At 42.7% G+C, this 26,278-nt stretch carries 21 protein-coding genes; all 21 read left to right on the forward strand.

Annotated elements, in window-relative coordinates; translation table 11 throughout:
• Positions 1–2 precede the first annotated feature (2 nt).
• Positions 3–332, forward strand: coding sequence for a plasmid mobilization protein (locus WMO18_RS02530; protein WP_119224730.1), 330 nt, complete (start codon positions 3–5; stop codon positions 330–332).
• The gene (locus WMO18_RS02535) at positions 322–1,764 is read left to right on the forward strand and encodes a relaxase/mobilization nuclease domain-containing protein (RefSeq protein ID WP_367286271.1); all 1,443 of its coding nucleotides are present in this window, start codon (positions 322–324) and stop codon (positions 1,762–1,764) included. Before WMO18_RS02530 ends, WMO18_RS02535 begins: the two co-directional genes overlap by 11 nt.
• A gap of 29 nt (positions 1,765–1,793) precedes the next feature.
• Complete coding sequence (locus tag WMO18_RS02540) at positions 1,794–2,978, forward strand: hypothetical protein (RefSeq protein ID WP_367286272.1); 1,185 nt, start codon at positions 1,794–1,796, stop codon at positions 2,976–2,978.
• Positions 2,979–2,987: 9 nt separating this feature from the next.
• Positions 2,988–3,392, forward strand: a complete 405-nt coding sequence (locus tag WMO18_RS02545; RefSeq protein WP_006858865.1) for a hypothetical protein — start codon at positions 2,988–2,990, stop codon at positions 3,390–3,392.
• Positions 3,392–4,510 carry a PcfB family protein gene (locus tag WMO18_RS02550; RefSeq protein WP_117606308.1) on the forward strand — a complete coding sequence of 373 codons (1,119 nt, stop codon included), beginning with the start codon at positions 3,392–3,394 and terminating at the stop codon, positions 4,508–4,510. Before WMO18_RS02545 ends, WMO18_RS02550 begins: the two co-directional genes overlap by 1 nt.
• Before the next feature lie 6 nt (positions 4,511–4,516).
• Positions 4,517–6,712, forward strand: coding sequence for a VirD4-like conjugal transfer protein, CD1115 family (locus tag WMO18_RS02555; protein ID WP_118263004.1), 2,196 nt, complete (start codon positions 4,517–4,519; stop codon positions 6,710–6,712).
• Positions 6,713–6,835: 123 nt separating this feature from the next.
• Positions 6,836–7,375, forward strand: coding sequence for a helix-turn-helix domain-containing protein (locus WMO18_RS02560; protein WP_227701393.1), 540 nt, complete (start codon positions 6,836–6,838; stop codon positions 7,373–7,375).
• Between the two features lie 267 nt (positions 7,376–7,642).
• Entirely contained in the window at positions 7,643–8,023 is a 381-nt protein-coding gene (locus WMO18_RS02565) for a hypothetical protein (RefSeq protein ID WP_040894197.1), read from the forward strand.
• A 53-nt stretch (positions 8,024–8,076) separates the two neighbouring features.
• Positions 8,077–8,919, forward strand: coding sequence for a VirB6/TrbL-like conjugal transfer protein, CD1112 family (locus tag WMO18_RS02570; protein WP_004611540.1), 843 nt, complete (start codon positions 8,077–8,079; stop codon positions 8,917–8,919).
• A 12-nt stretch (positions 8,920–8,931) separates the two neighbouring features.
• Complete coding sequence (locus WMO18_RS02575; protein WP_367286273.1) at positions 8,932–9,342, forward strand: DUF4313 domain-containing protein; 411 nt, start codon at positions 8,932–8,934, stop codon at positions 9,340–9,342.
• Positions 9,343–9,354: 12 nt separating this feature from the next.
• Positions 9,355–9,867, forward strand: a complete 513-nt coding sequence (locus WMO18_RS02580; protein ID WP_367286274.1) for a PrgI family protein — start codon at positions 9,355–9,357, stop codon at positions 9,865–9,867.
• A 90-nt stretch (positions 9,868–9,957) separates the two neighbouring features.
• The gene (locus WMO18_RS02585) at positions 9,958–12,339 is read left to right on the forward strand and encodes a VirB4-like conjugal transfer ATPase, CD1110 family (RefSeq protein WP_367286275.1); all 2,382 of its coding nucleotides are present in this window, start codon (positions 9,958–9,960) and stop codon (positions 12,337–12,339) included.
• Between the two features lie 84 nt (positions 12,340–12,423).
• Entirely contained in the window at positions 12,424–14,355 is a 1,932-nt protein-coding gene (locus WMO18_RS02590) for a C40 family peptidase (RefSeq protein ID WP_367286276.1), read from the forward strand.
• A 50-nt stretch (positions 14,356–14,405) separates the two neighbouring features.
• On the forward strand, positions 14,406–15,302 hold the full coding sequence (locus WMO18_RS02595; RefSeq protein ID WP_367286277.1) for a hypothetical protein: 897 nt from the start codon (positions 14,406–14,408) through the stop codon (positions 15,300–15,302).
• A gap of 27 nt (positions 15,303–15,329) precedes the next feature.
• On the forward strand, positions 15,330–15,548 hold the full coding sequence (locus WMO18_RS02600; RefSeq protein ID WP_055062783.1) for a DpnD/PcfM family protein: 219 nt from the start codon (positions 15,330–15,332) through the stop codon (positions 15,546–15,548).
• Entirely contained in the window at positions 15,545–15,913 is a 369-nt protein-coding gene (locus WMO18_RS02605) for a hypothetical protein (RefSeq protein ID WP_158344965.1), read from the forward strand. Before WMO18_RS02600 ends, WMO18_RS02605 begins: the two co-directional genes overlap by 4 nt.
• A gap of 14 nt (positions 15,914–15,927) precedes the next feature.
• Complete coding sequence (locus WMO18_RS10985; protein ID WP_367286278.1) at positions 15,928–23,580, forward strand: helicase-like domain-containing protein; 7,653 nt, start codon at positions 15,928–15,930, stop codon at positions 23,578–23,580.
• 13 nt (positions 23,581–23,593) lie between these two features.
• On the forward strand, positions 23,594–24,211 hold the full coding sequence (locus tag WMO18_RS02615; protein ID WP_367286279.1) for a class D sortase: 618 nt from the start codon (positions 23,594–23,596) through the stop codon (positions 24,209–24,211).
• Positions 24,204–24,602: a hypothetical protein gene (locus WMO18_RS02620; protein WP_367286280.1), complete on the forward strand. Its 399-nt coding sequence runs from the start codon at positions 24,204–24,206 to the stop codon at positions 24,600–24,602. The genes WMO18_RS02615 and WMO18_RS02620 overlap by 8 nt, the downstream gene beginning before the upstream one ends.
• Before the next feature lie 3 nt (positions 24,603–24,605).
• The gene (locus WMO18_RS02625) at positions 24,606–25,295 is read left to right on the forward strand and encodes a SpoVG family protein (RefSeq protein WP_367286281.1); all 690 of its coding nucleotides are present in this window, start codon (positions 24,606–24,608) and stop codon (positions 25,293–25,295) included.
• A 60-nt stretch (positions 25,296–25,355) separates the two neighbouring features.
• Positions 25,356–26,276, forward strand: coding sequence for a DUF6674 family protein (locus WMO18_RS02630; RefSeq protein ID WP_367286282.1), 921 nt, complete (start codon positions 25,356–25,358; stop codon positions 26,274–26,276).
• Positions 26,277–26,278 lie beyond the last annotated feature (2 nt).

The following is a 26,278-nucleotide window of genomic DNA, read 5'->3' on the forward strand; positions in this document are numbered from 1 at the left end:
CTATGGCTGATAAAGTTCATTGTATAAGGAAAACACTAAGACTTATGCCACAGGAAGCGAAGGTACTTTCTGATAAGGCAAAGGCAAATGGAATGAATGAAGCCGAATATATCAGGCTTCTAATCAGTCAGAAACCAAATGATTATCCGGAAGTAAGGAAACTTCTTAAAGAGCTTATCAATGAGATAAACCGAATCGGCATTAACATCAATCAGATTGTATTTAACAGCAATGCACAGCTGTATTCCAAGAAAGATAAGGAACAGCTTGTGTCATATATGAAAAAGCTGAATCAGTCTGTCAGCGAGGCGGTGGTAAAGATTGGCAATTAGTAAGATACTTCACATGAAGGACAGCGGGAATTCTTTTCATGCAAGGCATTTAAAGCGGGCACTGGATTATGTAATGAATCCTGAGAAAACGCAGGGAGGAAGACTTGTGGGAGCCATAAACTGCCAGGCAGATATGGCTTTTGAACAGATGATGGATACAAAGAAACAGTTTGGAAAAACAGACAAGCGACAGGGGTATCACATCATTCTTTCCTTCAAAGAGGATGAGGTGGAACCGGACAGGGCTTTTGAGATAACACAGAAGTTTGTAGCAGAATATCTTGGTGATGCCTATGAAGCGGTATTTGTGGTTCATGATAATACAGACCATGTTCATTCACACATTGTATTTAACAGTGTAAGCTTTGTGGATGGGAAAAAGTATCGCTACGAGAAAGGTGACTGGGCAAAGTATATCCAGCCGATTACCAATAAGCTGTGTCAGGAGTATGGTCTTTCCATTATAGATGTGGAGGATGGCAGCAAAGAGAAACAGCATGAGAATTATAAGGATTGGAGCGAATATCGTGAAGGCAGCTTTGTGTGGGCAGATATGATAAAAAGAGATCTTGATGCCTGCATTTTACAGGCAAATGATTTTAGTGGATTTCTGGAGCTGCTGTCGGAAAAAGGATATGAGGTCAAGCAGGGAAAGTATCTGGCAGTCAGACCACAGGGGATGACAAGATTCAGAAGATGTAAGATTCTTGGCGAGAATTATTCACAGGAAGCTATTGTGGAGCGTATTGCTAAGGAAGATTTATCCTTTTACCAGTCACAGAATGAGGAAAGGCAGGCAGCGATAGTAAAGTGCTATGTCAAAAGATACCGCAGGGCGAAGATGTCAGGCTTGCAGAAAAGATATTATGCAAAGCTTTACCGGATTGGAAAGCTGAAAAAGAAGCCATATAGTCAGGTATGGAAGTATAAGGATGATATCCGAAAGATGCATAAGCTGCAGGAGCAGTATCTATTTCTGGTAAGGCATAAGATTGAGAGTGCGGAAGAACTTGTATCGGTACTTGATAATCTGACGGATAAGAAAAAAGAAGCATCAAAGGAAAAGAGTAAGACCTATAAGGCTAAGGAAAGATTCAAAGATATTTTTGACAAGGCTGAACAGATCCGGGGGCTTGATGATGCGGAATCGTGTTATCAGAGTGGGGATACCTTCTTTGAAGATGAGCACAATGCATGGGAAAGGCTTAACACTGAGCTTCTGGCACAGGGATACAGTGTGGAAGAGGTCGAGAGTCTTAGAAAAAAATATGAGAGCAAGTATGCACAGGACTGTAAGGCAGAACGGGCGGTATCAAAGGAACTTAATCTTGGAAGATCAATATGGAAGGAACTTACGGTATCAGCTTCGGCAGAAGAGAAGCAGTATGACAAAGAAACAATAAGAGACAGAAAAGAACAGCCGGTACGTTAGGCTGTTTTTTTAGTGGTTAGGAGGCATATATGGAAGAAAAAAGAGAGCCATTAAGTGAAATGGCGATTGAGAGAAAGATACAGATTCTTCGTAATAAGCATATGGACAGTGAGGTTATTGCTCTTGTCAAAAGCGATTATGAATATGGACTGACTGATGATGAAATCGGTCTGTATCTTAACAAAAGTTATGACATTGAGCAGATGAAGGTGTTATCAAAATGTCTGCATAAGGGTGTATCAGAAGAGTTGTTAACGCTGCTGAAAGATAGCAGGATGGCAGCACCTAAGATGCAGACAGCATTGGATTACTATGAAAAAGGTGTGCCGATTGATGCAATCAGAGAGGTAGTCCAAAAAGATGATACAGCAGTAAACATGCGCAGGATGTTTGATGTGGTATTAGAAAAGCTTAATAAAGCCAAAGAGCAGATGCCACAGGATTTAGAGTATGTGAAAAGTCTTGTAGCTCAGATGGATGAAGTGGTTGCAAAGATCAATCATCAGAATGAAAGGTATGATGCCCTGAATAAGAAGCTTTCTGAAATAGAAACTTCCAAAGATGACGAGGAAGTCAGGGAGCGTCTGGTCAAGGAGAACCAGGATAAGGACGCTCTTATCAACAGTCAGCAGAATGAACTGAATAAGGCAAGCAGTACGATTGCAAGACTCAGGGATGATATTGAGAAAAAGGATAAGGAGATGAAGCGTATGGGAGACAGAATAGAGTCATTGGAAGATAAGATCATAAGTGTTGCCACAGAGAATAAGAAAGAGGCAGAAAGTAAGGCAGAGCCGCAGGAAAGCCAGTCCGTATCACAGGCAGATAAAAAGATGGTTGATACAGTTGCAGTTCCTCAGAATATGCAGGCTGTGGCAAATGGAATTCCGGTCTATTATCAGATTCTGGTAGTTGATGGTACTGGAAATGTGGTGCAGAGACTTCCGATTGAGCGAAGTGTGAGAAAGAGCAGCAACAGCGGAGTGGCAAGTCTTTTTGCAAGACTGTCATTTAAGAAAAAGTCAAGAGCAGACATTGTAAAGCTGGTTGCATCGGGAGACCTTGTTCCGGCGCAGCTTGTGCAGATTAAGAGTGCAATAGAAAAGGGACTTACTGAGTCACAGCTTGTAGAGCTTATAAACAACAACATTTCAGCGGAAAAGATGAAGGAGATCATTGAGATTGCTGTGCTTGAAAACAGCATGGCAGATTAGGAGGAACTTATGAATTTAGCAGTAGTAAATGAAGCAGTAACAGAAATGAATGGTGTGGAGCATCAGTTTACAGAGGAAGAGAAAAACTTTGTTGTCCAGTTCGCATTCAGAAGTGGCAGCAAGGAAGACACGATTTCTCTTATTGAAGCTTTGGCACATTCAGCGGATAAGGCTGAGTCGGACGAGATTATGGTCACATACAGGTCCAAATATGATATGAAGCCTGCATGGGTGGAACAGGTGGAAAACCTGCTTGTGGCACTTGAAATGTATCGTATCGAGGAGGAGAAAGCAATCAATCATCTGGCAGATATTTTGACTGCTTATGGTATTGATGTATCAGCCGAGGAAATCCGTACTACAGAGACAGAAACGCTTAAAACAACAGTCAGAGAGAAAGTGGAGGTGCGATAATGGCAGAAGAGATTCAGGAAGCGGTGCAGATCATCCGTGTAGCTTATGATGGCATTGAGATTGCCATGAAGGTAGGAAGCGGCGGCATTGCTGCCATGCAGAAGGCAATAGATTTCTTAAAAGGAATGCTTGATTATGAAAAGTCACTTGGCAAGACATCCATGAGAAAGCTGATCTTAAAAGGTGGCGATTTACAGGTGTTGCAGTTTAATACCGAAGATATGAAAAAGGTTGAAAAGATGGCAAAGAAGTATGGAATCCTGTATTCGGTACTTCCAGACTGTAACAGGAAAGATGGACTGAGTGAGGTAATCTTTCATACAGAGGCAGTTCCCCGTGTGAATATGATGATACAGAAGCTCAAGTTTGGTAAGATTGCCACATTTGACGATTATCTGAAGAATGGAGATGAAAAATCCCTTGGCAAGCTGATGGATTTTTTGAAGAAACAGCAGGGAAACGAGAAAAGCCACACGATAGAAGGGGATAGGGTTAATACCGCTATTGACGGACTGATCGAAAAGGTCGGAATGTTTGCAATGGAAAAGAAAGCTATCAGTGTGGATCAGGTCAAGGAGAATTTCAGCATCAATGGTGAGCAGGCTGAAAGTGTTATCAAACAGCTTGAGACAATCGGTGTGCTTGGCAGCAAGAATGAGGATGGCACCCATACAGTCATGATGGACAAGGATGCATTTATCAACCGTGTCAGAGGCTATCAGGACCTTGCTGAGAGAATGAGGGCAGTTGCAGCATCAAAAAATGCGAACCTGTCAGATGTGACAATCAGCAAGAAGTTGATTATCGAAGAAAATGACCATGCTGTTAAGACCAGAGTTCCCGGCACATGGGGAGAAGAGGCAAGATATGTATGGCTCCGTAAGGAAAACATCATGGAGATTCATGGTGGAAAGACAATGCTTACCTTCCTTGATTCAACCAAGGATTATAAGCTCTACGATGAGCAGAATCGTGTGGTGACAACCCAGAAAGGAACCGAGCTTTATACTCACTACGACAAGGTGGAGTCATCTGTCAGGGAGCGTTACGAGAAAGTGCAGAAGCAGCAGAAAAAGACCACACAGAAGAAAACTGTTACCACAAAGAAAGCGAGGTAGCAGCCTATGCAGACAACAAAGAAAAAGCCGTCACTGATATTCATCCTTGTGGGTGCAGTGTTAGCAGGGTATCTTGGTTATCTGATAAATGGTGCGTGGACGGAAGGGATTGCCTTTAATGAATTTATGGACAGATTCAATGAAGTATGTGCTGTTCCTTTTGCCAATTATTACAATTCCAATACAGTAAAAGCAGTAGCCATTGCATTAGGTATCTATGCGATGGCTATTGTCATGTATTACACCAGTCAGAGAAACTATATGCCTGGCAAAGAATTTGGTACGGCGAGGTTTGAAAATCCGAAGCAGGTCAACAAGATACTTGCAGATAAGGATGAGAATTTCAATCGAATATTAAGCCAGAATGTGAAGATGTCACTGGATTTCAGGAGACTCAAGCTCAATGGAAATATCCTTATCTGTGGTGGATCCGGAGCAGGAAAAACATTTTATGAAGTAAAACCGAATCTTATGCAGATGCCGCATAACTGTTCCTTTATCTGTACCGATCCAAAGGGAGAAATCCTTAGAAGCTGTGGGCAGATGCTAAAGAATAACGGATACAATGTGAAAGTCATAAATCTGTTAGAGATGGATAAATCAGACTGTTACAATCCGTTTTCCTATATCAGAGAGGAAACAGATGTGGTCAAGCTGATTACAAACCTTATCAGCAATACGACACCAAAGGGAGCAACACCAAGTGATCCGTTCTGGGAAAAAGCGGAAGGATTGTTCTTACAGTCTATCTTTTATTATGTGTGGCTGGAGGTACAGCCGGCAAAGAGAAACTTCGAGACAGTACTGAAACTTCTTGGAGAGGCAGAGGTTACAGAGCAGGGAAAGGCATCAAAGCTGGATGTGCGTATGAAGTTTTTAGAGGAAAGTTCTCCGCTTGGAGCCAATCATCCGGCAGTAAAGCAGTACAACAAATGTATGAGAGGTGCAGGAGATACAGTCCGTTCCATTATCATCAGTGCCAACTCAAGACTTGCATTTCTTGAGAATAAGCAGGTTTTACGCTTACTATCAAAAGATGAGCTTAATCTGTCTGATATCGGCATTGGAGTAAATGGAGATGGTGAGACAAAGACAGCACTCTTTTGTGTAATCCCTGATAGTGACAAATCCTATAACTTTATTATCGGTATGTTATACACGCAGATATTTCAGGAATTGTACTATCAGGCAGACTTTAACTGTGGTGGAAGGCTGCCAATCCATGTGACATTTATGTTAGATGAATTTGCGAATGTCGCATTGCCAGATGACTTCTGTTCACTGTTATCGACAATGCGAAGCCGTGAGATTTCAAGTATTATCATTATTCAGAACTTTGCACAGTTAAAAGCACTTTTTAAAGATACCTGGGAGACAATTCCCGGCAACTGCGATACGTTCATCTATCTCGGTGGAAACGAGCAGAGTACGCATAAGTATGTGTCAGAGCTGCTTGGAAAAGGTACGATTGATAAGAAGTCAAGTGGAGAAACAAAGGGCAGACAGGGAAGCTCTTCAAGAAACTATGATGTATTAGGCAGAGAATTGTTTACACCCGATGAAGTCAGAAAGCTGGATAATAAGAAATGTATTATCTTTATCCGTGGTTTTGATCCTATCATGGACAATAAGTTCATACCGTTCAATCATCCGATGTTTAACCAGACAGCAGATGGCAAGGGAGAGCCTTATGTTCATCAGATAAGAGGAGCAGATAATCTTATCGGTCCGCCATTTGAGATTCTTTCAGACAAGGCAGTTAAGTATTATGAAAAGCTGAGGGATAAGGGCGAGAATGTGTATATAGATTCTCTTACCTATGAGCAGTTTATGATGCTTGGTGATGTGGAGTTAAGCAGAAGATTCTCCATGCAGGATGAGGCAGAGCAGAAAGCAAAGATTGACAGGGAGCAGGCAAATGAGCTTGAGTATGTCGATGAGTCACAGAAGTCTGATACTACAGAATGTGCCAACTCTTCTAATGGAAGTGCTGGTACTAAGCCTGTAAGGAATCCTGAGAGGGAAAAGCCTAAGTGGGAGGATACAATCACAAACCGAATGCTGCACTGGTCATATACACCGGAGCAGAAAGAGGAAGTGAAGAAGGCACTTGCGGCAGGAGTTCCGAAGGCAACGATTCTTACTTACTTTTATCCGGAGGTTACTGTGGAGAAGATGAGTTCATATCGAAAGAAGCAGTAATGTTTTTAGATATATTACAGAGTATATGATATAATTTGCTCACATGGTATGCTTCAGCTTATTGGACTACTAACATGTGAGCAGTTACAAAAGACAGAAATTATTTTATATTGGAGGTACAGGATGAATACGGAAAAGACTTTTGCAGATAGATTAAAAGAGTTGCGTAATATACGAAACTATACACAGGAAGAGCTGGGTAAGATAACAAATATATCTGTTCAGAGTATACGACGTTATGAACAAGGTAGACTCAATGAAGAGCCAAGTGCGTATAATCTTTTACAACTAGCAAAGGCACTAGATGTAACACCTGAATACTTATTGATAGGAGATAATAATATGACAAGTTACACAGAGGCAATTAAGAGAGAATTGAAGCAACTTAATGACTATGGACAAATATCTGAAATTAAAGAAACCGAGTTGAATTCCACGATTTTATCACATCTTGAGATGAGTAATGATTTAGTAGATGCTGTAAAGACGGATTGGAATGCAAAAGGCATATTTAAGAGGATAGAGAAAGAGGAAGATAAACAGATTGTGGTAGACAGTTATTGTACAAGACCTTATGTACAGGATGTCATATTACGATATTGCCAGAATAGATCTATATTTAAGACAAAGTTTGCAATAATTGATGGAATGCTTTTAGAATAAAGCAAATTTGAGAGTAAATTAGCACTTTAGCCAATATGGTTAAGGTGCTTTTTTTCATACCTTGAAAGGAGATGGTCACAGCAAAAACGCATCGGGGAAAGCCCGATTAACCAGTACAACAGGCATTGCCTGATTATCATAGAGTAACTATCAACAGGACAGAAAGGAATGCATATATTCCGTTCGGAAAGCTAGCCGGATTGGAATATGTGTATTCCTTTCTGGCTTTTTCCGCTTTTGTCACTTCAAAAAAGGAGATTAAACAACATGAGAAAAGAACAGGTTATTTCAACAACAAACAACAATCAGATGGAGGAGAAAGGCATGAAGAGTAGATTCATTCACTTAAAAAAGAGATTCGTTCCGGCATTATCCGGGGCACTTATGGGAGTAATGCTTATGAGCACTACTTGTTTTGCAGCAGGTACAGGTACTTCCGCAGTAACACAGCCACTTGAGAACTTAAAGACACTTATTATTGCTGTCATTGGTGCGGTCGGTGTCATTATTCTTGCAAAGAATGTTATGGAGTTCGCACAAGCCTATCAGCAGCAGGATTCATCTACCATGAACTCCGCTCTGAAAGGAATTGTAGCAGGTGTCATGATGGCTGGTATTTCAACAGTTCTGACATTCTTAGGCTTCTAAGATGGGGAAAAAGAGTTCCCCTTTTAGTAAAAGGAAAGAGGTGAATAACAAGTATGGATATTTTTAAGCTTGGAGACAAGATCCTTGCACTTCTTGAGGCGGTGTTTGGATTTTGGAACAATCAGATATCCCTGGTCTTTGCAATGCTTGGACAGTCACCGGTCAGTTTCAAGGGCGGAGGTCCTTGGGCAGTTATTGAGGGTATTGAGCCGGTCTTTGTAGCGGTTGGCTCATCCCTCGTTGTGCTGTTCTTTGTTATCGGTTTCTGCTCGGAAAGCATAGATGTAAAAGATGAGATGAGGTTTGAGTCTATATTTCGTATGCTTATCCGATTGGGACTTGCAGAATGGTTTGTTGCAAATAATGTCACGATTATGAAGGCATTTTTTACTTCCATAGGAAATCTGGTAGGACTTATATCTGCCGGGACAACGACGCAGCTTGCCATTGACAGTACACAGGCAGATATCATTAAAGGACTCGGATTTGGTGAAAGTCTGGTAATGCTGATACTTACAGCTTTGCTTGCAATCATCATTATTATCTGTGGATTTTTTATCATCTACACAGTGTATTTCAGGTTCTTAAAGATACTGATTATTGTGCCGCTCGGTGCGATTGCCTGTTCCACGATGGCAGGAAACAGAATGGTCAGTCATACAATGGCTACCTACTGCAAATATTTCCTGTCATGTGTGTTTGAGGCAGTAACGATGGCACTTGCGATTGTGGTATGTAATGCATTTATCAATGCAGGGCTTCCGGCATTTACAGGAAGTTATGCTGACTGGGCACAGACGCTTATATATCTGTGTGAAATGACATTTACGATAGCAATGACTGTTGGAAGCGTGAAGGGTGCACAGACACTTACAAGCAAGGCATTTGGATTATAGAAGGAGGCAGAAATGGATAATGAAAAGAAACAGGTTACTTATAATTCAAGTATAACCGGAGAAACGCAGGTGACATTTGATATCCAGCAGTATATGAATAACAGGGCAATGTTTATCGGTCTTATGTGTAATGAAGATGGATATGAGGAGCCTTTTGGGGATGTGACTGTGAATTTGCCGGTTGCAGCACCAAATTACTGCGGATATCTGAATGTGAATGACATGCCGGATATTGAAAAGTTTATTACAGACAATGACATTGGAGAGTTTACAGGATTCACGCAAAGGAGGGGGTTCTGCGAATATCCGCTTTATCTGTTCAATGTGGATAAGCTTAGGGAACTGTGTCCGGATGGAATGGATAAGTATGAGGCGAATATTGGAATGACAAGAAAGCCGGAAACAAAGGATTTAACAAGATAGGAGGTAGGGACAATGGTAATCGAAGTAAACAAGGATATTGACCGCTATCAGGAATCGGTTGCGATGGGACTTACTGCAAGGCAGCTTATATTTTCCATTGCAAGCGTAGTGGTCGGTGGCAGTATTGTCCTTCTTCTTTACAAGTATATCGGTCTTACGGGTTCTGCTTATGTGGCAATTCCATGTGTGGCACCGATTGCTCTTGGCGGATTTTATTCCTTTAATGGGATGAATTTCTACGAGTATATGGGAAAGAAACTGCATTTTATGTTTGGCAACAGGGCGCTTACCTATGTATCAACAGAGGGAGAGCCTGCAATAAAGCAGTTAGAAGCAGAGCAGAATGAACAGGTAAAGAAGAAAGGCAGAAAGGCTGAACCGAAGACTGTAACAGCTGATTCGGCTGTAAAGAAGCAGGAGGAATTTGAAGCGATGAAGAAAAAGACAAGAAATATGCTGCTTGGTCTTGTTGCAGTAATTGTTGCAGCAGTAGCAGGCATTGCAGCATATAAGGCGATGCATTAGATAAAAAGTATCTGACCGAAAGGTCGGGAACGCAGCCCGCAGGGTGAAGTTCCCGGCGGGCTTTCATTATAAGAAAGCGAGGTTAGAGACATGGGTTTATTTACAGACGGATTTAAGTTACTGAAAAAGGCGAGCGAGCCTTTGTATAAGACACCTAAATCCATTCAGGAAACCATAGAGATTATGGCGGTGGCTGAAAACGGCATTTTTGAAGTAAGCAAAAATAAGTATTCCAAATGCTACCGCTTTCAGGACATCAATTACACGACAGCAACCGAGGATGAGCAGATCGGTATTTTCGAGAGATACTGCAAGTTCTTAAATTCGCTGGACTGTAATTATAAAATTACGATCAACAATAAGAACAAAAATATGGATGAACTCCGTGACAAGGTTTTGATTGCTGAAAAAAACGATGGCTTCAATAATTACCGCAGAATCTACAATGACATCATTGAAGAGAAGATTATTGAGGGCAGACAGGGGATTGAGCAGGAGAGATACCTGACAATCACGATTGAGAGAAAGAACTTCGAGGAGGCAAAGGCACAGTTTGCAACACTTGAGGCAACGATACACAAGGCTTTCATTGAGCTTGGGGCAGAGATTGTGCCGCTTAATGGAAACGAGAGACTGAAAGTGCTCTATGACTATTATCATCTTGGAGATGAGGGCAGTTTTGATTTTGATATCAAAAAGGCAAAGAAGGTCGGGGCAGATTTTAGAAATGATCTGTGCAATGGGATGGTGAAATATTTCCCGGACCATTTTGAGGATGAGAGTAAATTCTGCAAGGCACTTTTTATCAAAAAGTATCCGAGCAGTTTGTCAGACAGATTCATCAATGAGATTACTTCCCTTCCGGTTCATTCCATCACGAGCATTGATGTGGTGCCCGTACCAAAGGATCTGACCACAAAGGTGCTTCAGAAGAAATACCTTGGTATTGAGTCGGATATCATTAAGCAGCAGAGAGTCCGTAATAAGAATAACGATTTTTCTACGGAAATCTCATATGCCAAGAGAACGGAGAAAAAGGAGATTGAGGAAATCATGGATGATGTCCGTGAGAATGACCAGTGCCTTTTCTTCGTGGGAGTAACCATTATTCTTATGGCAGAAAGCAAGAAGGAGCTTGAGAGTGTATGTGAGACTGTGGAGACCATCGGAAAGCGTAACAGCTGCACGATTGATACACACTACTTAAAGCAGAGGGAAGCTCTCAACACAGCACTTCCGATTGGTGTAAGACAGGTGGAGACAATGCGTACCCTTCTTACTCAGTCACTTGCGGTACTTATGCCATTCAATGTGCAGGAGCTTAATGACAGCACAGGCAACTATTATGGTATCAACCAGATCAGCAAGAATGTGAATATCGGTAACAGAAAGAAGCTCATCAACGGAAATGGCTTTGTATTTGGTGTGCCTGGTTCCGGTAAATCCTTCTTCTGTAAGATGGAGATGGGCAGCGTATTCTTGTCGGGTGATGATGAAATAATCGTTATAGATCCAATGAACGAGTACTTTGATATAGCTGATACTTATGGTGGAACAGTGGTAAATATGTCTACCTACACGGATAACTATGTGAATCCGCTGGAGATGGATGTATGGAGCCTTGATCCGAATGATTCCAAGGGAATGGTTAGAGAGAAGGGCGAGTTTATGCTTGGACTTTGTGAGCAGTGTATCGGGGACAGTTTAAATTCAAGACAGAAGTCAATCATCGACCGCTGTGTGAGAAAACTGTATATCGACATTGCAAGGAGCAAAGAGAAGTATATCCCTGTAATGAGTGATTTCTACGATATTCTTATGGCGCAGCCGGAGGACGAGGCAAAGGACATTGCATTGTCTTTGGAACTTTTTGTAAATGGTTCGCTTAACATCTTCAACCACCAGACAAATGTGGATGTGGATAACAGATTCACAGTATATGGCATCAGGGACTTAGGTACAGAGCTTAGTCCTATCACAATGCTTGTCATGATGGAGTCCATTCAGAACAGGATTGTTGAGAATGGTAAGAGAGGCAAGGCAACATGGCTCTATATTGATGAGTTCCATGTCCTGCTTAATTCGGAGTATTCTGCAAAATATCTGCAGCAGCTCTGGAAGAAAGTAAGAAAGCAGGGAGGTCTTTGTACCGGTATCACGCAGAATGTCGTCGATCTGTTGCAGAATTACACAGCAACCACAATGCTTGCAAACTCAGAGTTTGTAGCTCTCTTAAAGCAGGCGAACACAGACAGTTCCAAGATGGCGGAAGTTATCGGGGTATCAGAGGCACAGCTAAGATTCGTAACCAATACTGTATCGGGAATGGGACTTATCAAGTGTGGTTCTGTGGTGATTCCGTTTGATAATCAGATTAGCAAAGATACAGACCTTTACAGACTGTATAACACCAATATTCACGAGAAGATTGCAGAACAGAAGAAGCGTGAAATGCAGAACAATGTCGAATAATGTTGATAGAGGTCGCAATTTGCGACCTCAAAGCATAGCCATCCGGGAAGCTGGGTGGCTGTTTTGCATTTTGAGTGAAAGAAGGTGAGAACATTGAAGATAAAGAAAGTGGATGACAAGCCAATGGTCATTCACACCAAGGAGAAAGCCAAGATTCATGCCCACGAGCCAAAGGGTGCCAAGATTAAAGGCAACAACATCTATACAGTAGAAAGAGGTCCTAAGACTATCGGTGCAAAGGTATCTGATGATAACAAGAAGTCCTATCGAAAGAGTACCATTCATCAGTCAGAGCCGAAGAATAAGGGACTATCAAGATTCAAGCGAAACCTTAAAGAATCAAACACTTCCATCAAGACCAAGAATACCAATCTTCACATAGCAGGAAGAACAGGTGTACTTGCAGCCGGAGCTGTAACAGAGCAGGTGGAAGGCGGGCAGGAGGTATCACAGGCAGCATATCTTGCATATGAAGCAAGCCGACCTGTTACCGGAACTGCTTCTAAGGGTGCAGCACTTTTCAGGAAAAAGGCGGCAGCCGAGGCAAAGAAGCGGATCAAGAAGGTAGAGGCAGGAAAGAAGCTGGCAAAAAAGACAGCAAAGAAAGCTGCCAAAGATACAGCCAAGACGGTAGCTAAAGAGACGGCAAAAGAAACCGCCAAGACAACTGCCAAGGTTGCAACAAAAACTGCGACAAAGGCAGCTGCTACAGCGGCAGGAACAGCGGTTGCACCGGGAGTTGGTACTGCAATCGGCATGGCAGCCGGATATGCTGCAGGTGTGTCCATAGAGGTCAAGGATGAAAAGATGACCAACCGGAGCAGGAAGATAAAATTCTTTCTGGATAAGATGAAAGCACAGGAGAATCAGACAGACAGCGTGGCAAAGCTGGTAAAGGATCTGATTGTGCGAAAAGCGATTACCTGGGTAAAGGCAGCTGCACCGATTATCGGATTGGTGCTTTTATTACTTGTTCTTGTAGTTGCCATGATTGCGGTTCCGGTTATAGCGGTGATAGCAATCCTTTACAATTCTCCATTTGCTTTATTCCTGCCACCACTTGAATCAGGAGATACCGTGCAGACAGTAACGAGTGCCTATGTGCAGGAGTTTAACCGGGATGTGAACACGAAAGTGAATGAGCATACCGGATATGACCTTGGAGAGCTTGTATATGTGGATTATGAAGGTATGGAAGAAAATCCAAGCAATTACTATGACATCATGGCAGTCTATATGGTCAAGCATGGTGTCGGAGATACTGCAACAGTCATGAATGATACTTCTAAAGGCTGGCTGCAGGCAGTTGTAAATGATATGTGTTCATACACCACAAGCACCGGAACAAAGGATGTGGAAGAAACGGATGCAGACGGCAATGTGACTACTGTCACGAAGTCTGTTCTGTATGTGAATGTGACGCTGAAATCGTACAGGGATATGATTTCAGTCTATGGATTTAATTCTGATCAGGTGGAAATGCTTGAGCAGATCATGAGTCCGGAGTTTATGGGACAGCTTGGATATGCCGGAAGCGGAAGTGGCGGCGGAGGCGGAAGTCCGGGAGTAAGCTCCATGACTGAGGATGAAATCAATGCCATCCTTAGTGGAATTACAGACAGCAGGCAGAAAACAGTCTGCTCCTATGCACTTCACAGAGTTGGCTTTCCTTATAGTCAAGATTTAAGAGATAGCGGTAACTATTATGACTGCAGCTCCTTAGCCTATTATTCATGGAAAGATGCAGGTGTGGATATTAGTTACGGCGGTGCAACCACAGCGGCAGCGGAGGCACAGGGACTGGATGAAGCCGGAAAGACTGTCTCCTTTGATGAGTTACAGCCGGGAGACCTTATCTTCTACAGTTTTACAAGCAACGGAAGATATAAGAACATCAGCCATGTGGCAGTATATGTCGGAAATGGCAAGGTGGTAGAGGCACTTAATGAAAGTCTTGGTGTGGTCTATAGGGATGTGGCAAGCACAGGAAAGATTGTTGTGATAGGAAGGCCATAACAGGAAATTTGCAGAGAGGGCATAGTCCCTCTCTGAGACTGGAGGTAAGAATGGATTTAAACGATATGATACTGGTAACAGAAAACGACAGGGGAACAGAGACAAATATGCTGATGACTCTGGATGATTATAAGAGTTTTATAGCAGTTGATGACATGTCAGAGCTTGCAGACAATTTGTTGCAGCTTGGAAGAACACTTGGTGAAGCAGATAACTTCGCAGAGTATTACAGGGCAGCAAATGTAACTTTATCTGCGAGATTCTGTCTGGATGATATTCAGCTGGGACATTTTCTTCAGGGGTTTTATAACGATTCCAAAGAATTTCGGTTTGATAAAGAAGCCAGTTCTTCTGAATGTGTTGCAAAGCTTAAGGAGATTGGAATGACCGATAAGGGCTGGGTGGATGATTTTAACCTGCATTATGAAATGGAGAACCGCTCATTTGAAAGGGGACAGACATTTCATAACTTCAATGACCATGATTACATGGTGCTTGAAGCATTATCACCAAGGAATCTTGTGGTGATGGATATGAAGTCAGGTTCCCTTACAATCGCCCTTGGTGCGACAGAGTATAAGCGTTATCCGAAGGATGAGAAGCCTACAAAGGACAATACCACAATCGGGGTATCGTGGGAGCATGGCATTTATCTTGGTTCCACACTCTCAACCACGAATTTCAAGGCATACAAGAGGGAGTATGGCACACCGGAAAAGATAGAGGATATCTATGATTACAGGGCAAAGCTAAAGCAGAAGTTCTATTTTTTTCAGGATATGTCAAAGGATGATGATGTACCAAAGAAGCTGCAGAATGACTTCCTTCACCAGATGTATGAGGATTTCGGAACGATTGAAGAGGATTGTTTTTACGACAGGCTGGAAGATGGAAAGTACGATAAGGGCTTTAAGGAAAGACAGGTAAAGGAAGAAAAGAGCCGGTGATGAGATTTTTACAGGAGGCGATATCATATGGAACAGGAATTTGATGTTGAGATAAAAGAAGTGCTTTCACGAGTACAGAAAGTAAAGGCAGAGTCGCTTGACGATGCCATCAATAAGGCAATGGATATGTATTATGCAGAGCAGATAGTCCTTGGAGCAGAGGACATGAAGGGAGTTGATTTTGCGCCTATCAGCGAAGGTCAGCTCCCTTCTTCATTAAAAGAAAACGGAGGAAGAACAAGATGAAAAGTGATTCAACAACAGTAATTAAAAATATGGAGTTTTTGGTAAAGGAACTTCATAAGGAGTGGGACAGATCGGGTGCTTCTAAGGCATCCGTTATTATTTCCCTTGAGGAAGTAGATAGTATCAATGATAAGTTAAAAGAGATTATCTATCAGACACAGAAGTCAGTCGATGAGGATGAGCTGACCTTTAAACAGAGCATTGCAAATTCCAAGGAGTGCTATGTGCTTCTTCGTGTGGTGCGTAAGATTGCAAAGAAAAAGGATAAATGCGAAAAACAGGCAATCGACAATGAATTTGCAATCGAGCTGGATAAGGATGAGTTAAAGCTATTTAAGGGATTGTTTGCAGAGATGTTTAAGTAGAGGAGGACAAAGGTATGGGCGTTGATATGAAGGTCAAAGCGATATACGATTCTGAGATTGGTAACATCACCAGATCAGAAAAGAACTGGAAGGATGTGTTAAAGGTCGCAGGTCAGTTATACCGCTATGAATTTGACAATATCGTTATGGTAACAGCTCAGAGACCTCCGGAAAAAAGCACACTCATGGCAGATTATGATACCTGGAAAAAGGTGGGAAGATATGTAAAGCGTGGTGCGAAAGGCTGCGCTATCTTCCCATCAAGGGCACTGAATCCACGCATGAGGTATATCTTTGATATCAGTGACACCGGAGGGAAGAATGTTAAGCTGACATGGGACCTTGAGGGAGAAAATCTTAAAGATTATGTGGATTTTCTTGTATCAGAAGGTCAGATTGAGCAGTACGATAACAGCGACAGGGAGTCTCTAAAAAATATATTAAAACAGTTTACAGGAACAGATGTTTGGCTTATAATAAAAGAAGAGTTCAAAGACCAAATGACCGAGCTTATGCAGCTATCAGGTAGTGTGATAAAGGAAGAAAGTAAGAAACGCAATGGCTTACAGCAGGAAATGGACATGGAGCAGTTTGTATATGCAAGTGTCATGTATGCTGTAGGGACGAGATGCGGATTTGACTTATCTGTGCAAGAACAGGATTTTAGTCAGATCGTAAATATCAAAGCCGAAGAGATCATTTACCGTCTTGGTTCCATTGTATGCGATGTCTCCTGTAGTGTTCTTAGAGAATTTAGTCGTAACTTAAAGGTAATCGAGAGCGAAAGGAGAATTGGATATGTTAGAAGAAATGACTTACAAGGAAGTGGACGGACTGCTTTATCCGCAGATAGAGATGCCGGACGAGACGGAGGATCTCACGAAGCTGGGCAAATACGGAAGGATGGCGATGAACTATCTAAAGGAGAACGAGCCGGCAAGATACAAGACGCTGATGAGATTCGGGAAGATGTACGAGAAGATGTCAGCGGTAGAGGAGGAAGCGAACCAGCTGTACGACCAGCTGGAGATGCAGTATCTGGCGAAGCACAAGCCACAGAATCCGTCATCGACAATGGAGATGTGGAAGATAAGAGAGCAGGCGAAGATGCAGGCAGAGGAAGTGGTACTGAATCAGATAGTGATGCGATTCCACTAGAATCAGATGATACAGAACTGAATAGGGAACTTGATGAAATCAATTCATTGGGTGTTAGTAAGGAAGCCGAATATACACAGGCTTCCTTTTTTTTCGACCAGAACGGGCAGGCAAGCATTGGCACCATTCATACTGAGGATGAAAACAATAATCAGTTTATGCGTCAGTTCGAGCAGGACAGAAAAGCTGCATTAGCAGGTAAATACAATTACCTGAATCCCAAAAAGTCTGCAACAGTACCAGGTGAGTATATCAAACAGGTGCTTATGAGAGGTACGGGTTTTATCGGTGGCAAGGGCAGGGTATGCAAGATTTTTGAAACAGAGATTGATGCAGGAACCAGAGCAAAGCGTATCAAAGCAGAATATGGTCAGGGAGGTGCAGGCTGGCCGGTTGACGGACTGGGACTGCACGGATATGACACATTTCATGGGAATGGACTGCGTTTTCAGTGGCGAGATGAGGATGGAGAGGTTGAAGGATATGTTTCGTGGAAAGATATCGAAAAAGAGCTTGGTGTCCTTATTCTTACAGGGGAATACCAGCCTGAGACACCTCGTATTGATGAGCTTGCGATGGACGGACTCCGTGAGGATGATGAGGTCATTGATGCCGAATACCGGGAAGTGGAACCGGAGGAGGCAGAATCAGAGATTGATGATTATGCAATACCGGATGAGCCGGAGAGCTATGCTTCTAACAGAGATTATGTAAGTGCAAAAGGCATGACACCACAGGAAACTGCCGATGAAGACCGCATGGTAACACAGGCAGAATATGGTGCAGAGATAGAAGCTGAAACAACTGAAAAAGATCCATCAGAGCTTCAGTATATTACACCGATTGATTATGCCAAGCGTATTGCAGAGCTTGATGAAGACCTGCGTGATGCGGCGGAGATTCTTGTAACAGATTGCAGCTGCTACACTCCGTTTAGGGCATTCCTTATGGATGTGGTGCAGTCTGATTTTGCATTTATGCCAAATAAACTTGACCTTATCAGGGATATTGCATTAGGGACAGATAATGCAGAAAGAAAAGCATATTCCAACAATAAGTATGGTCTTGTGGAGTACTCAATCAGAAGCGGATATGTGAAGATCAGCTATAAGAACAGGAATGGTGTGCGAAAGGAAGGTGCTCTCGACTGGCGTGAGTTATATGAAATCTTATCTTATATGGTAAAACAGCCATTTTACTGTGGAGAAGACCAGAAAAAGTATTATCAGGAGACAAAGCAGAAAGCTGACAGGGATAAGATGAATCCGGTCTATAAGAGATTCTTTGATATCGAGGATAGTGTAAGAGCCAATCGTCTTGAAACCAGGGAAAGAGCGATTGCAAATGGCTGGAATACCAAGATCGATGAGAATGGACATGTAGTTTCAGATGATGTGGTATCAGTATCTGTGGATGATATTCAGGCTGATACAGAATCACAGGAAACTGTGGATTTTACACCAAAGCAGGAGCCAGTACAGAAAGTAGAAAGTCTTGAAAATGAGAAGAATGTTGACGGACAAACGAAGCACAATTTCCATTACAATCTCTGGGAAATGGAAAAAGGCGGTTCCAAGACCAGATACCAGTGGAATATGGATGCAATCCGCACTTTAAAGCAGATTGAATCAGAGAACAGGCTTGCCACACCTGAGGAACAGAAAACTCTGTCGAAGTTTGTCGGATGGGGCGGACTGTCACAGGCATTTGATGAGGAAAACGCAGGCTGGAGCAAAGAATATGCAGAGCTTAAAGACCTTTTATCTGATGAGGAATACAGTGCTGCAAGGGCAACAGTAAATAACGCCTTTTATACTTCACCGGAGATTGCCATGTGCATAAATTCGGCACTTGTCCAGTTTGGTTTCAGAGGCGGCAATGTATTAGAGCCATCTATGGGTATCGGTAACTTCTTTGGAAGTATGCCGGCACCAATGCAGAGAAGTAAGCTGTATGGGGTGGAGCTTGACAGCATTTCAGGAAGAATTGCAAAGCAGCTTTATCAGAATGCCAATATCAGTATCACAGGATTTGAGAATACCACATATCCGGATAACTTCTTTGATGTGGTTGTCGGAAATGTGCCATTTGGTGATTATAAGGTATTTGATCCAAAGTACAACAAGTATAACTTCCGTATCCACGATTACTTCCTTGCAAAAGCACTTGATCAGGTAAGACCGGGAGGCATGGTTGCAGTAATTACCACAAAGGGAACACTTGATAAGGCAAATCCTACTATCCGAAAGTATCTGGCTGAAAGAGCAGAACTTGTGGGAGCGATAAGACTTCCGAATACTGCATTTAAAGACAATGCAGGAACCGAAGTGACAGCAGATATCCTGTTTCTGCAGAAAAGGGAGAGAAAGATTGATATTGAGCCTGACTGGGTACACCTTGGTGTAACTGAGAATGGCATTGCAGTTAACTCTTATTTTGCAGAGCATCCGGAGATGATGCTTGGATCTATGGAATATGATACAAGGATTTATGGACAGGACAGCAGATATACAGTCTGTGTGAATAATGATGAGAACTTCAATATGTATGAAGCACTAAACAAAGCTATCGGTAATATCAAAGCACAGATGACAGATTTTGAGAGAGTGGCAGATGAGGCGGAGCAGACGGAGGAAGTTATCCCGGCTGATTCGGATGTGAGAAACTACACTTACACATTTTTTGAAGGAAAGCTCTATTATAGGGAAAATTCCGAGATGGTAAGAAAAGAGGTATCACAGACTGCCGAGGAGAGAATCAGAAGTCTTGACGAAATCAGACAGATAACAAGAGAGCTGATTGATATCCAGATGGATGGCTGCAGCGAGGAGGAGCTTTCTGATAAGCAGAGACTTCTTAATGTGAAATACGATGTCTTTATAAAGCAGTATGGAGCCATTACTTCAAAAGCAAACAGAATAGCTTTCAGGGATGACAGCGATTACCCGCTTCTTTGCAGCCTTGAGGAAGTAAATGAAGACGGGGAGGTGAAAAAAGCGGATATGTTTTATAAGCAGACGATTAAGGCAAAGACTGTCATAGACAGAGTAGAGACCGCTGTGGAAGCATTAAATGTATCCGTCAATGAATTTGGATATGTAAATCTTGCCTATATGCTCTCTATCTATGAGCCGGATATTACAAATGCAAAGGAAGAGCTTGCTGAAAAGTCCGGGCAGACAGCTGATGAGATAACATTTAGTGAAGATGCTTTGGCACAGCTTAGAAGGGCAGTTCTTGTGGAAGAGCTGGACGGACTGATTTTCCTTAATCCCGACCGATACAACGAGAATAATCCGGACATCGGCTGGGAGACAGCAGACGAGTATCTTTCCGGAAATGTGAGAGACAAGCTTCGTGTAGCAAAAGCTATGGCGGCTGATACAGACAATCCACAGGCAGAAAGATTTGCAGGCAATGTGGCAGCACTTGAAAAGGTGCAGCCGGAATGGATTGAAGCTTCAGATATTGATGTAAAGATTGGTACGACATGGATTGAACCGCTTGATTATGAGCAGTTTATCTATGAACTTCTCAATACACCAAGACGTGCAAGAGCAGTCAGAAGCCAGTTTTACAATACAGGCATTCAGGTACACTTAAATAAGATGAGCATGGAATGGTTCATCGAGAATAAGAGCATGGATAAGCATTCAGTGGCAGCTACTAAGACCTATGGTACAAGCCGCATGGATGCTTATTCTATTTTTGAGGATACGCTGAATCTTAAAACTGTAACAGTAAGGGACAGGATTGATGACGGTGATGGCAAATATCATTACGAAGTCAATAAGAATGAGACAATGCTTGCAAGAGAAAAACAGAACATGATCAAGGAGAGGTTCAAGGAATGGCTGTTTGCAGAGCCGGAGCGAAGACAGAAGTATGTGGAGTATTACAACGAGACATTCAATAACATCCGCTTGCGTGAGTATGACGGAAGCCATTTACAGTTTCCGGGAATGAATCCGGCGATTGAGCTAAAGCCTCATCAGAAGAATGCGGTGGCTAGAATCCTTCTCGGAGGAAACACACTGCTTGCACACTGTGTCGGTGCCGGAAAGTCCTTTGAGATGATGGCTGCCTGCATGGAGCAGAAGAGACTCGGACTTGCCAATAAGACAATCATGGTTGTTCCAAAGCCACTTATCGGGCAGACTGCATCAGAGTTTTTAAGGCTTTATCCGTCAGCAAATATCTTAGTTGCCACAGAGCGTGATTTTGAAAAAAGCCGCAGAAAGCAGTTTGTATCAAGGATTGCGACAGGTGACTATGACTGCATTATCATGTCACACTCGCAGTTTGAGAAAATCCCAATCTCCGCAGAGAGAAAGGAGCGAATGCTTAACGAGCAGATTGATGAAATCAGCTATGCGATTGATGAGATGAAGGAGCGTAACGGGGAGCGTTGGACTGTAAAACAGATGGAAAGCCAGAAGAAAAAGCTGGAGGAGCAGCTGAAATCCTTATCAGATGAGAGCAGGAAGGATGACCTTATAACCTTTGAGGAACTTGGTGTGGACTCTATCATGGTTGACGAAGCGCACAATTTTAAGAACCTTGCGATTTTTTCCAAGATGAATAATGTGTCAGGTATCAGCAGCAGTGGAGCTAAGAAGTCAACGGATATGCAGCTTAAATGCCAGTATTTGTCTGAGATAAATGATGGCAGAGGCATTGTATTTGCGACAGGTACGCCAATATCCAATACCATGTGTGAGATGTATGTCATGCAGCTTTACTTGCAGAAAGCAGCACTTGAAGAGATGGGAATCTATCACTTTGATTCGTGGGCAGCGAACTTTGGTGAAGTGACAACAGCACTGGAGCTTACTGTAGAGGGAAGCGGATTCCGTTTTAAGAGCAGATTTAATAAGTTTACGAATCTGCCGGAGCTTATGAATATCTTCCGTGAGGTAGCAGATGTGCAGACAGCCGACATGCTTGACCTTGATGTGCCAGCCCTCAGAGGTGGCAAGCCTATCATAGTGGAGTCGGAGCCTGACTGGTATGTGAAGCAGGTCATGGAAGACTTTGTTGTGAGGGCAGAGCGTATCAGAGGCGGTGGAGTTGATCCAAGCGTGGATAACTTCCTAAAGATTACCCATGAGGCAAGACTTCTCGGAACAGATGCAAGGCTGATTGATAAGGATGCACCAAATAATCCGGATGGAAAGCTCAATAAGGTAGCGGAGAATGTCTGGAAGGAATATGAGAAAGGAAATGCCAACGGTCATATAGGCTGCCAGCTTATTTTTTCGGACATCGGCACACCGGGACCGGATAAAGACTTTACCATCTATGATTATCTGAAGGAAACACTGGTGCAGTATGGTATTCCGGCAGATGAGATAGCATTTATCCATGATGCCAAGACCGATGCTCAGAGGGATGCACTCTTTAAGGAGATGAGGACGGGTAAAAAGAAAGTGCTTATCGGTTCTACGGACAAGTGTGGAACAGGTGTAAATGTGCAGACACACCTTGTTGCAATGCATCATGTGGACTGTCCTTGGAAGCCAAGCTCCATTGAACAGAGGGAAGGACGAGGCATCAGGCAGGGCAATGAAAATGAAGAGGTTGCAATCTACAGATATGTCACCAAAGGAACCTTTGATGCATACAACTGGTCACTCGTCGAAAATAAGCAGCGTTTCATCAGTCAGGTCATGACAAGCAAGGCGGTAAGCCGAAGCTGTGAGGATATCGACGAGGCAACACTTTCCTATGCAGAGATTAAGGCGGTTGCTACAGGCAATCCTTTAATCAAGGAAAAGATGGAGATTGACAATGATGTCCAGAGATTAAAGCTCTTAAAGGCATCCTATGACAATCAGAGATATGGCTTGCAGGATAACTTTATGATCAAGTATCCGAAGCTCATTAAGACAGCTACAGAAAAGCTTGCCAATGTAAGAGAAGATGTAAAGGCAAGGGATAAAGAACTGATTGATAATCCGGAATTTGCCATTACCATAGGCAAAGCAACCTATACTGAGCGTGTGGATGGTGGAACGATGATGCTTGAAGCAATCAGCAAGTGCAAGACCGGAGAGACAACTGCAATCGGCAAATTTCACGGATTTGATCTGCTTGTGGAAAAGAACTTCCTTGGCATCAATTATATGGTGCTTCGTGGAAAGACAGAGTATAAAGCAGAGCTTTCCACCAGTCCAGTCGGCAGTATGGTGAAGCTTGAAAACCTGTTCAATGGACTCCATGAGAACATTGATTTCTTAGAAAAGAAGATTGAGCAGTACCAGAATGACCTTGAAGCATCAAAGACTGAGTATGATAAGCCATTTGCATATAGCACGGAGCTGGAAGAAAAGCTGGCAAGACAGTGTGAACTGAATGTCCAGCTTGACCTTGAGAACGCAAAGGCTGTGGATGCAGACCTGAGCGGACCGGAGAAAGAAAGAGAAGCAGATGACAGGATGGAATCTGCAGCAATTGTAGCAGAGGATAAAGGTGCTTATCCAGCCGACAGAGAGGGCAGAACACGATAGGAGAGTGAATAATATGAGCATAAGAAAAGTGGTCGCAGGACTACTGATTACAGCAGGGATTGCCATTATGGCAGTCCCTTTTTTCTGGCGGGCAACCGGAGAAAAACAGACAGAACAGCTCATAAGTGAATTTGAGCAGACATTGGAGGATGATTACGATGAAGAAACAGATGTGGAGGAAGAGCAAACCTCCATTAGTAAAGAGGATGAAGCCATTCTTAAAGAAGGCGGTGTTATCGGTATCATTGAGATACCGGGCATAGATATCCGGTATCCGGTAATGGAAGGAACCACAAGTAAAGTGCTTAATGCCGGGGTCGGTCATATAGAAGAAACAGCAGGGATTGGGGAGAGTGGCAACTGTGTATTGTGCGGTCACAATGGCAGCAGATATGGCACATTTTTTACACCACTAAGTCAGATATCCATAGGTGATGAAGTAATGATAACCGACAAAAATGGGCTGAAGCATATTTATGAGGTAACAGAGACAGAGGTAGTAAATCCGTATGATAACAGCATCAAGACACAGGGCGATGAAAAAGAACTAACTCTTTTTACCTGTTCCCAGAAAGGAACCATGCGTTTTGTGGTCAGGTGCATTTATAAGGAGGCGGTGATGGATGAATAAGAGATACCGGTTAGGTGAGATAGAAGAGGCAGTATCGGAAATGGAAGAGCTAATTGACATCGAGGATGATATTGCAGAGATTGATGATGACTTTCAGATAGTCGTAAGCGGCTGGTCTGTGTATGTCGAAAGCCTGAATCTGACACTCAGACAGGGAATAGCCTGTGTATGGGATGCAGAGGAAGGATTATTTATGCCTGATTTTGATGTGACCCTCGTGTATGAGGGGAACATTGAAACACAGGAGTGGCTCTACTATGAGCAGGACGGAATGGTCGTTACACTTGGCAACTGGTTAAATGGCAGATTGTCTTGTGAACAGATAGAACAGCTTTGGTGTGAGCTTATCATACCGGAGCAAAACAAAGAACAAAAAGAAAGCGAGGAATAGCATATGAAGTATTCAATTAAGGTAAACGAAGTAAGGGCAAAAGAGGGCAGCAATATCAAAGGATTTGCAACAGTGGTATTCGGTGATTCATTTAAGATCACCAATATTGCAATCCTTGAGAATAAAGACAAGGGAGAGCTTTTTGTATCAATGCCTAGATACCGCTCCAATGAGCGTGATGAAAGCAATGGTGTGATCTATAAGGATGTGTGCAATCCTATCACAGCAGAGTTTCGTGAGGAACTCTATACCAATATCCTTGATGCCTATGCAAGATTCAAGGAACCGGAGAAAGAGGAGACACAGAAGCAGGACAGAACACAGGAAATGCCGGAGTTTTCCGTAACTGTGACACCTTATGAGAGGGAAGGCAGTAACATCAAGGGACTTGCCCGTATTTACTTTGAAAACAGTTTCATTGTAAATAATATCAATATCGTGCAAGGCAAAGAAAAAATCTTTGTATCAATGCCTTCTTATAAGACAAAGCAGGTGGACGAGCACGGCAAGCCAATCTATCAGGATGTCTGCTATCCAGTTACAAAGGATTTCAGGGAAAAACTCTATAATGAGATTATCTCGGAATATGAGAAAGCAAAGGATAAGAGCAACGAAAAGGCGAGGGAGAGTGCAGAGAAACATCATGGCAATCCCGATAAAGAGAAGGACAAAGAGGCAACACCCTTTCGATAATCAGTAATCAGAGTACAGGGGCGGCCAAGGCTGCCCCATTTACAGAATGGAGGAAACAGAATGGATATGGAAGCAGGAAAAACACTTACCAATGAGGAGGTCATAAGAGAACTTCTCGACTTATTAAAGAAAAATGCCATGAAAGAGCAGGCAAACGATGTATTTGAGATATGCAGCTATGTGGATGGACTGGAGAAAAAGATTGATTCCATGACGGAAGAACTCACTAATATGCAGAACCAGATTAAAGAAATGCAGGAAGATACTTTTGTCAATAATGCAAAAAAGGCATTGTCAGAAGCAAAGGAGCGACTTAATACCAGATGTGAGCAGATAAAGTCGCAGGTAATTGAAGTGAAAGCACAGGTCAAATCAACTGCTAAGAGCATAGTCGAAGAAGCAAAGGAAAAGGGAAGAGCTGCATTATACAGGGTGTCGGAGTTCTTAGGAATTAAGAAAAGAATTCTTGATATCCGGGAAAATGTAATAGGAGCAATCAAGACTACAGATAAGGATATAGCAAAGACAGCACTTCTTGCAAAAGGGTTTCGTGAAGCTAGGCAGACAGCAGCCAATGCATTCCGTACTTTTGCTGACAAGCCGGAGGTGGATTATTCTCAGAAAGAGCAGAAACATCCCATTACAAAGGCGGTGCTTGCACCTATGAAAGCAGTGAAAAAGATGCTTGTATCAATGAAGCTTCATCTGGACGCTTCGATTGATAAGCTGGATAATCTGGCGATGAATGTGCAGCTTGATAAGGAAAAGCATATAGAGAATACGAAGAATCTGAAACAGACAGAGCCGGAGAGGGCAGAAGCTGAGCGAGTAGAAGCAGAGATTGTAAATTCACCGATGGTCGCTGAACCACAGGAGTATCAGTATAATGCAGATGCATTTGAGGCTAGAGGTGCGGATGAGGTGAAGCGGGAAGCGTCACATAAGGAAGTATCAAAGGTAAGAGAAGATAAAGCCAGATAGAT

This window comes from Ruminococcoides intestinihominis (assembly GCF_040096285.1).
Classification (GTDB): domain Bacteria; phylum Bacillota; class Clostridia; order Oscillospirales; family Acutalibacteraceae; genus Ruminococcoides; species Ruminococcoides intestinihominis.

Bases quoted from the DNA above. Each gene is read 5' to 3' on its own strand.
- WMO18_RS02550 (WP_117606308.1), top strand. From the start codon at position 3,392: ATGGCAGAAGAGATTCAGGAAGCGGTGCAGATCATCCGTGTAGCTTAT.
- WMO18_RS02620 (WP_367286280.1), top strand. From the start codon at position 24,204: ATGAATAAGAGATACCGGTTAGGTGAGATAGAAGAGGCAGTATCGGAA.
- WMO18_RS02615 (WP_367286279.1), top strand. From the start codon at position 23,594: ATGAGCATAAGAAAAGTGGTCGCAGGACTACTGATTACAGCAGGGATT.
- WMO18_RS02575 (WP_367286273.1), top strand. From the start codon at position 8,932: ATGGATAATGAAAAGAAACAGGTTACTTATAATTCAAGTATAACCGGA.
- WMO18_RS02600 (WP_055062783.1), top strand. From the start codon at position 15,330: ATGGAACAGGAATTTGATGTTGAGATAAAAGAAGTGCTTTCACGAGTA.
- WMO18_RS02530 (WP_119224730.1), top strand. From the start codon at position 3: ATGGCTGATAAAGTTCATTGTATAAGGAAAACACTAAGACTTATGCCA.
- WMO18_RS02595 (WP_367286277.1), top strand. From the start codon at position 14,406: ATGGATTTAAACGATATGATACTGGTAACAGAAAACGACAGGGGAACA.
- WMO18_RS02540 (WP_367286272.1), top strand. From the start codon at position 1,794: ATGGAAGAAAAAAGAGAGCCATTAAGTGAAATGGCGATTGAGAGAAAG.
- WMO18_RS02580 (WP_367286274.1), top strand. From the start codon at position 9,355: ATGGTAATCGAAGTAAACAAGGATATTGACCGCTATCAGGAATCGGTT.
- WMO18_RS02565 (WP_040894197.1), top strand. From the start codon at position 7,643: ATGAGAAAAGAACAGGTTATTTCAACAACAAACAACAATCAGATGGAG.
- WMO18_RS02545 (WP_006858865.1), top strand. From the start codon at position 2,988: ATGAATTTAGCAGTAGTAAATGAAGCAGTAACAGAAATGAATGGTGTG.
- WMO18_RS10985 (WP_367286278.1), top strand. From the start codon at position 15,928: ATGGGCGTTGATATGAAGGTCAAAGCGATATACGATTCTGAGATTGGT.
- WMO18_RS02560 (WP_227701393.1), top strand. From the start codon at position 6,836: ATGAATACGGAAAAGACTTTTGCAGATAGATTAAAAGAGTTGCGTAAT.
- WMO18_RS02585 (WP_367286275.1), top strand. From the start codon at position 9,958: ATGGGTTTATTTACAGACGGATTTAAGTTACTGAAAAAGGCGAGCGAG.
- WMO18_RS02630 (WP_367286282.1), top strand. From the start codon at position 25,356: ATGGATATGGAAGCAGGAAAAACACTTACCAATGAGGAGGTCATAAGA.
- WMO18_RS02605 (WP_158344965.1), top strand. From the start codon at position 15,545: ATGAAAAGTGATTCAACAACAGTAATTAAAAATATGGAGTTTTTGGTA.
- WMO18_RS02555 (WP_118263004.1), top strand. From the start codon at position 4,517: ATGCAGACAACAAAGAAAAAGCCGTCACTGATATTCATCCTTGTGGGT.
- WMO18_RS02625 (WP_367286281.1), top strand. From the start codon at position 24,606: ATGAAGTATTCAATTAAGGTAAACGAAGTAAGGGCAAAAGAGGGCAGC.
- WMO18_RS02570 (WP_004611540.1), top strand. From the start codon at position 8,077: ATGGATATTTTTAAGCTTGGAGACAAGATCCTTGCACTTCTTGAGGCG.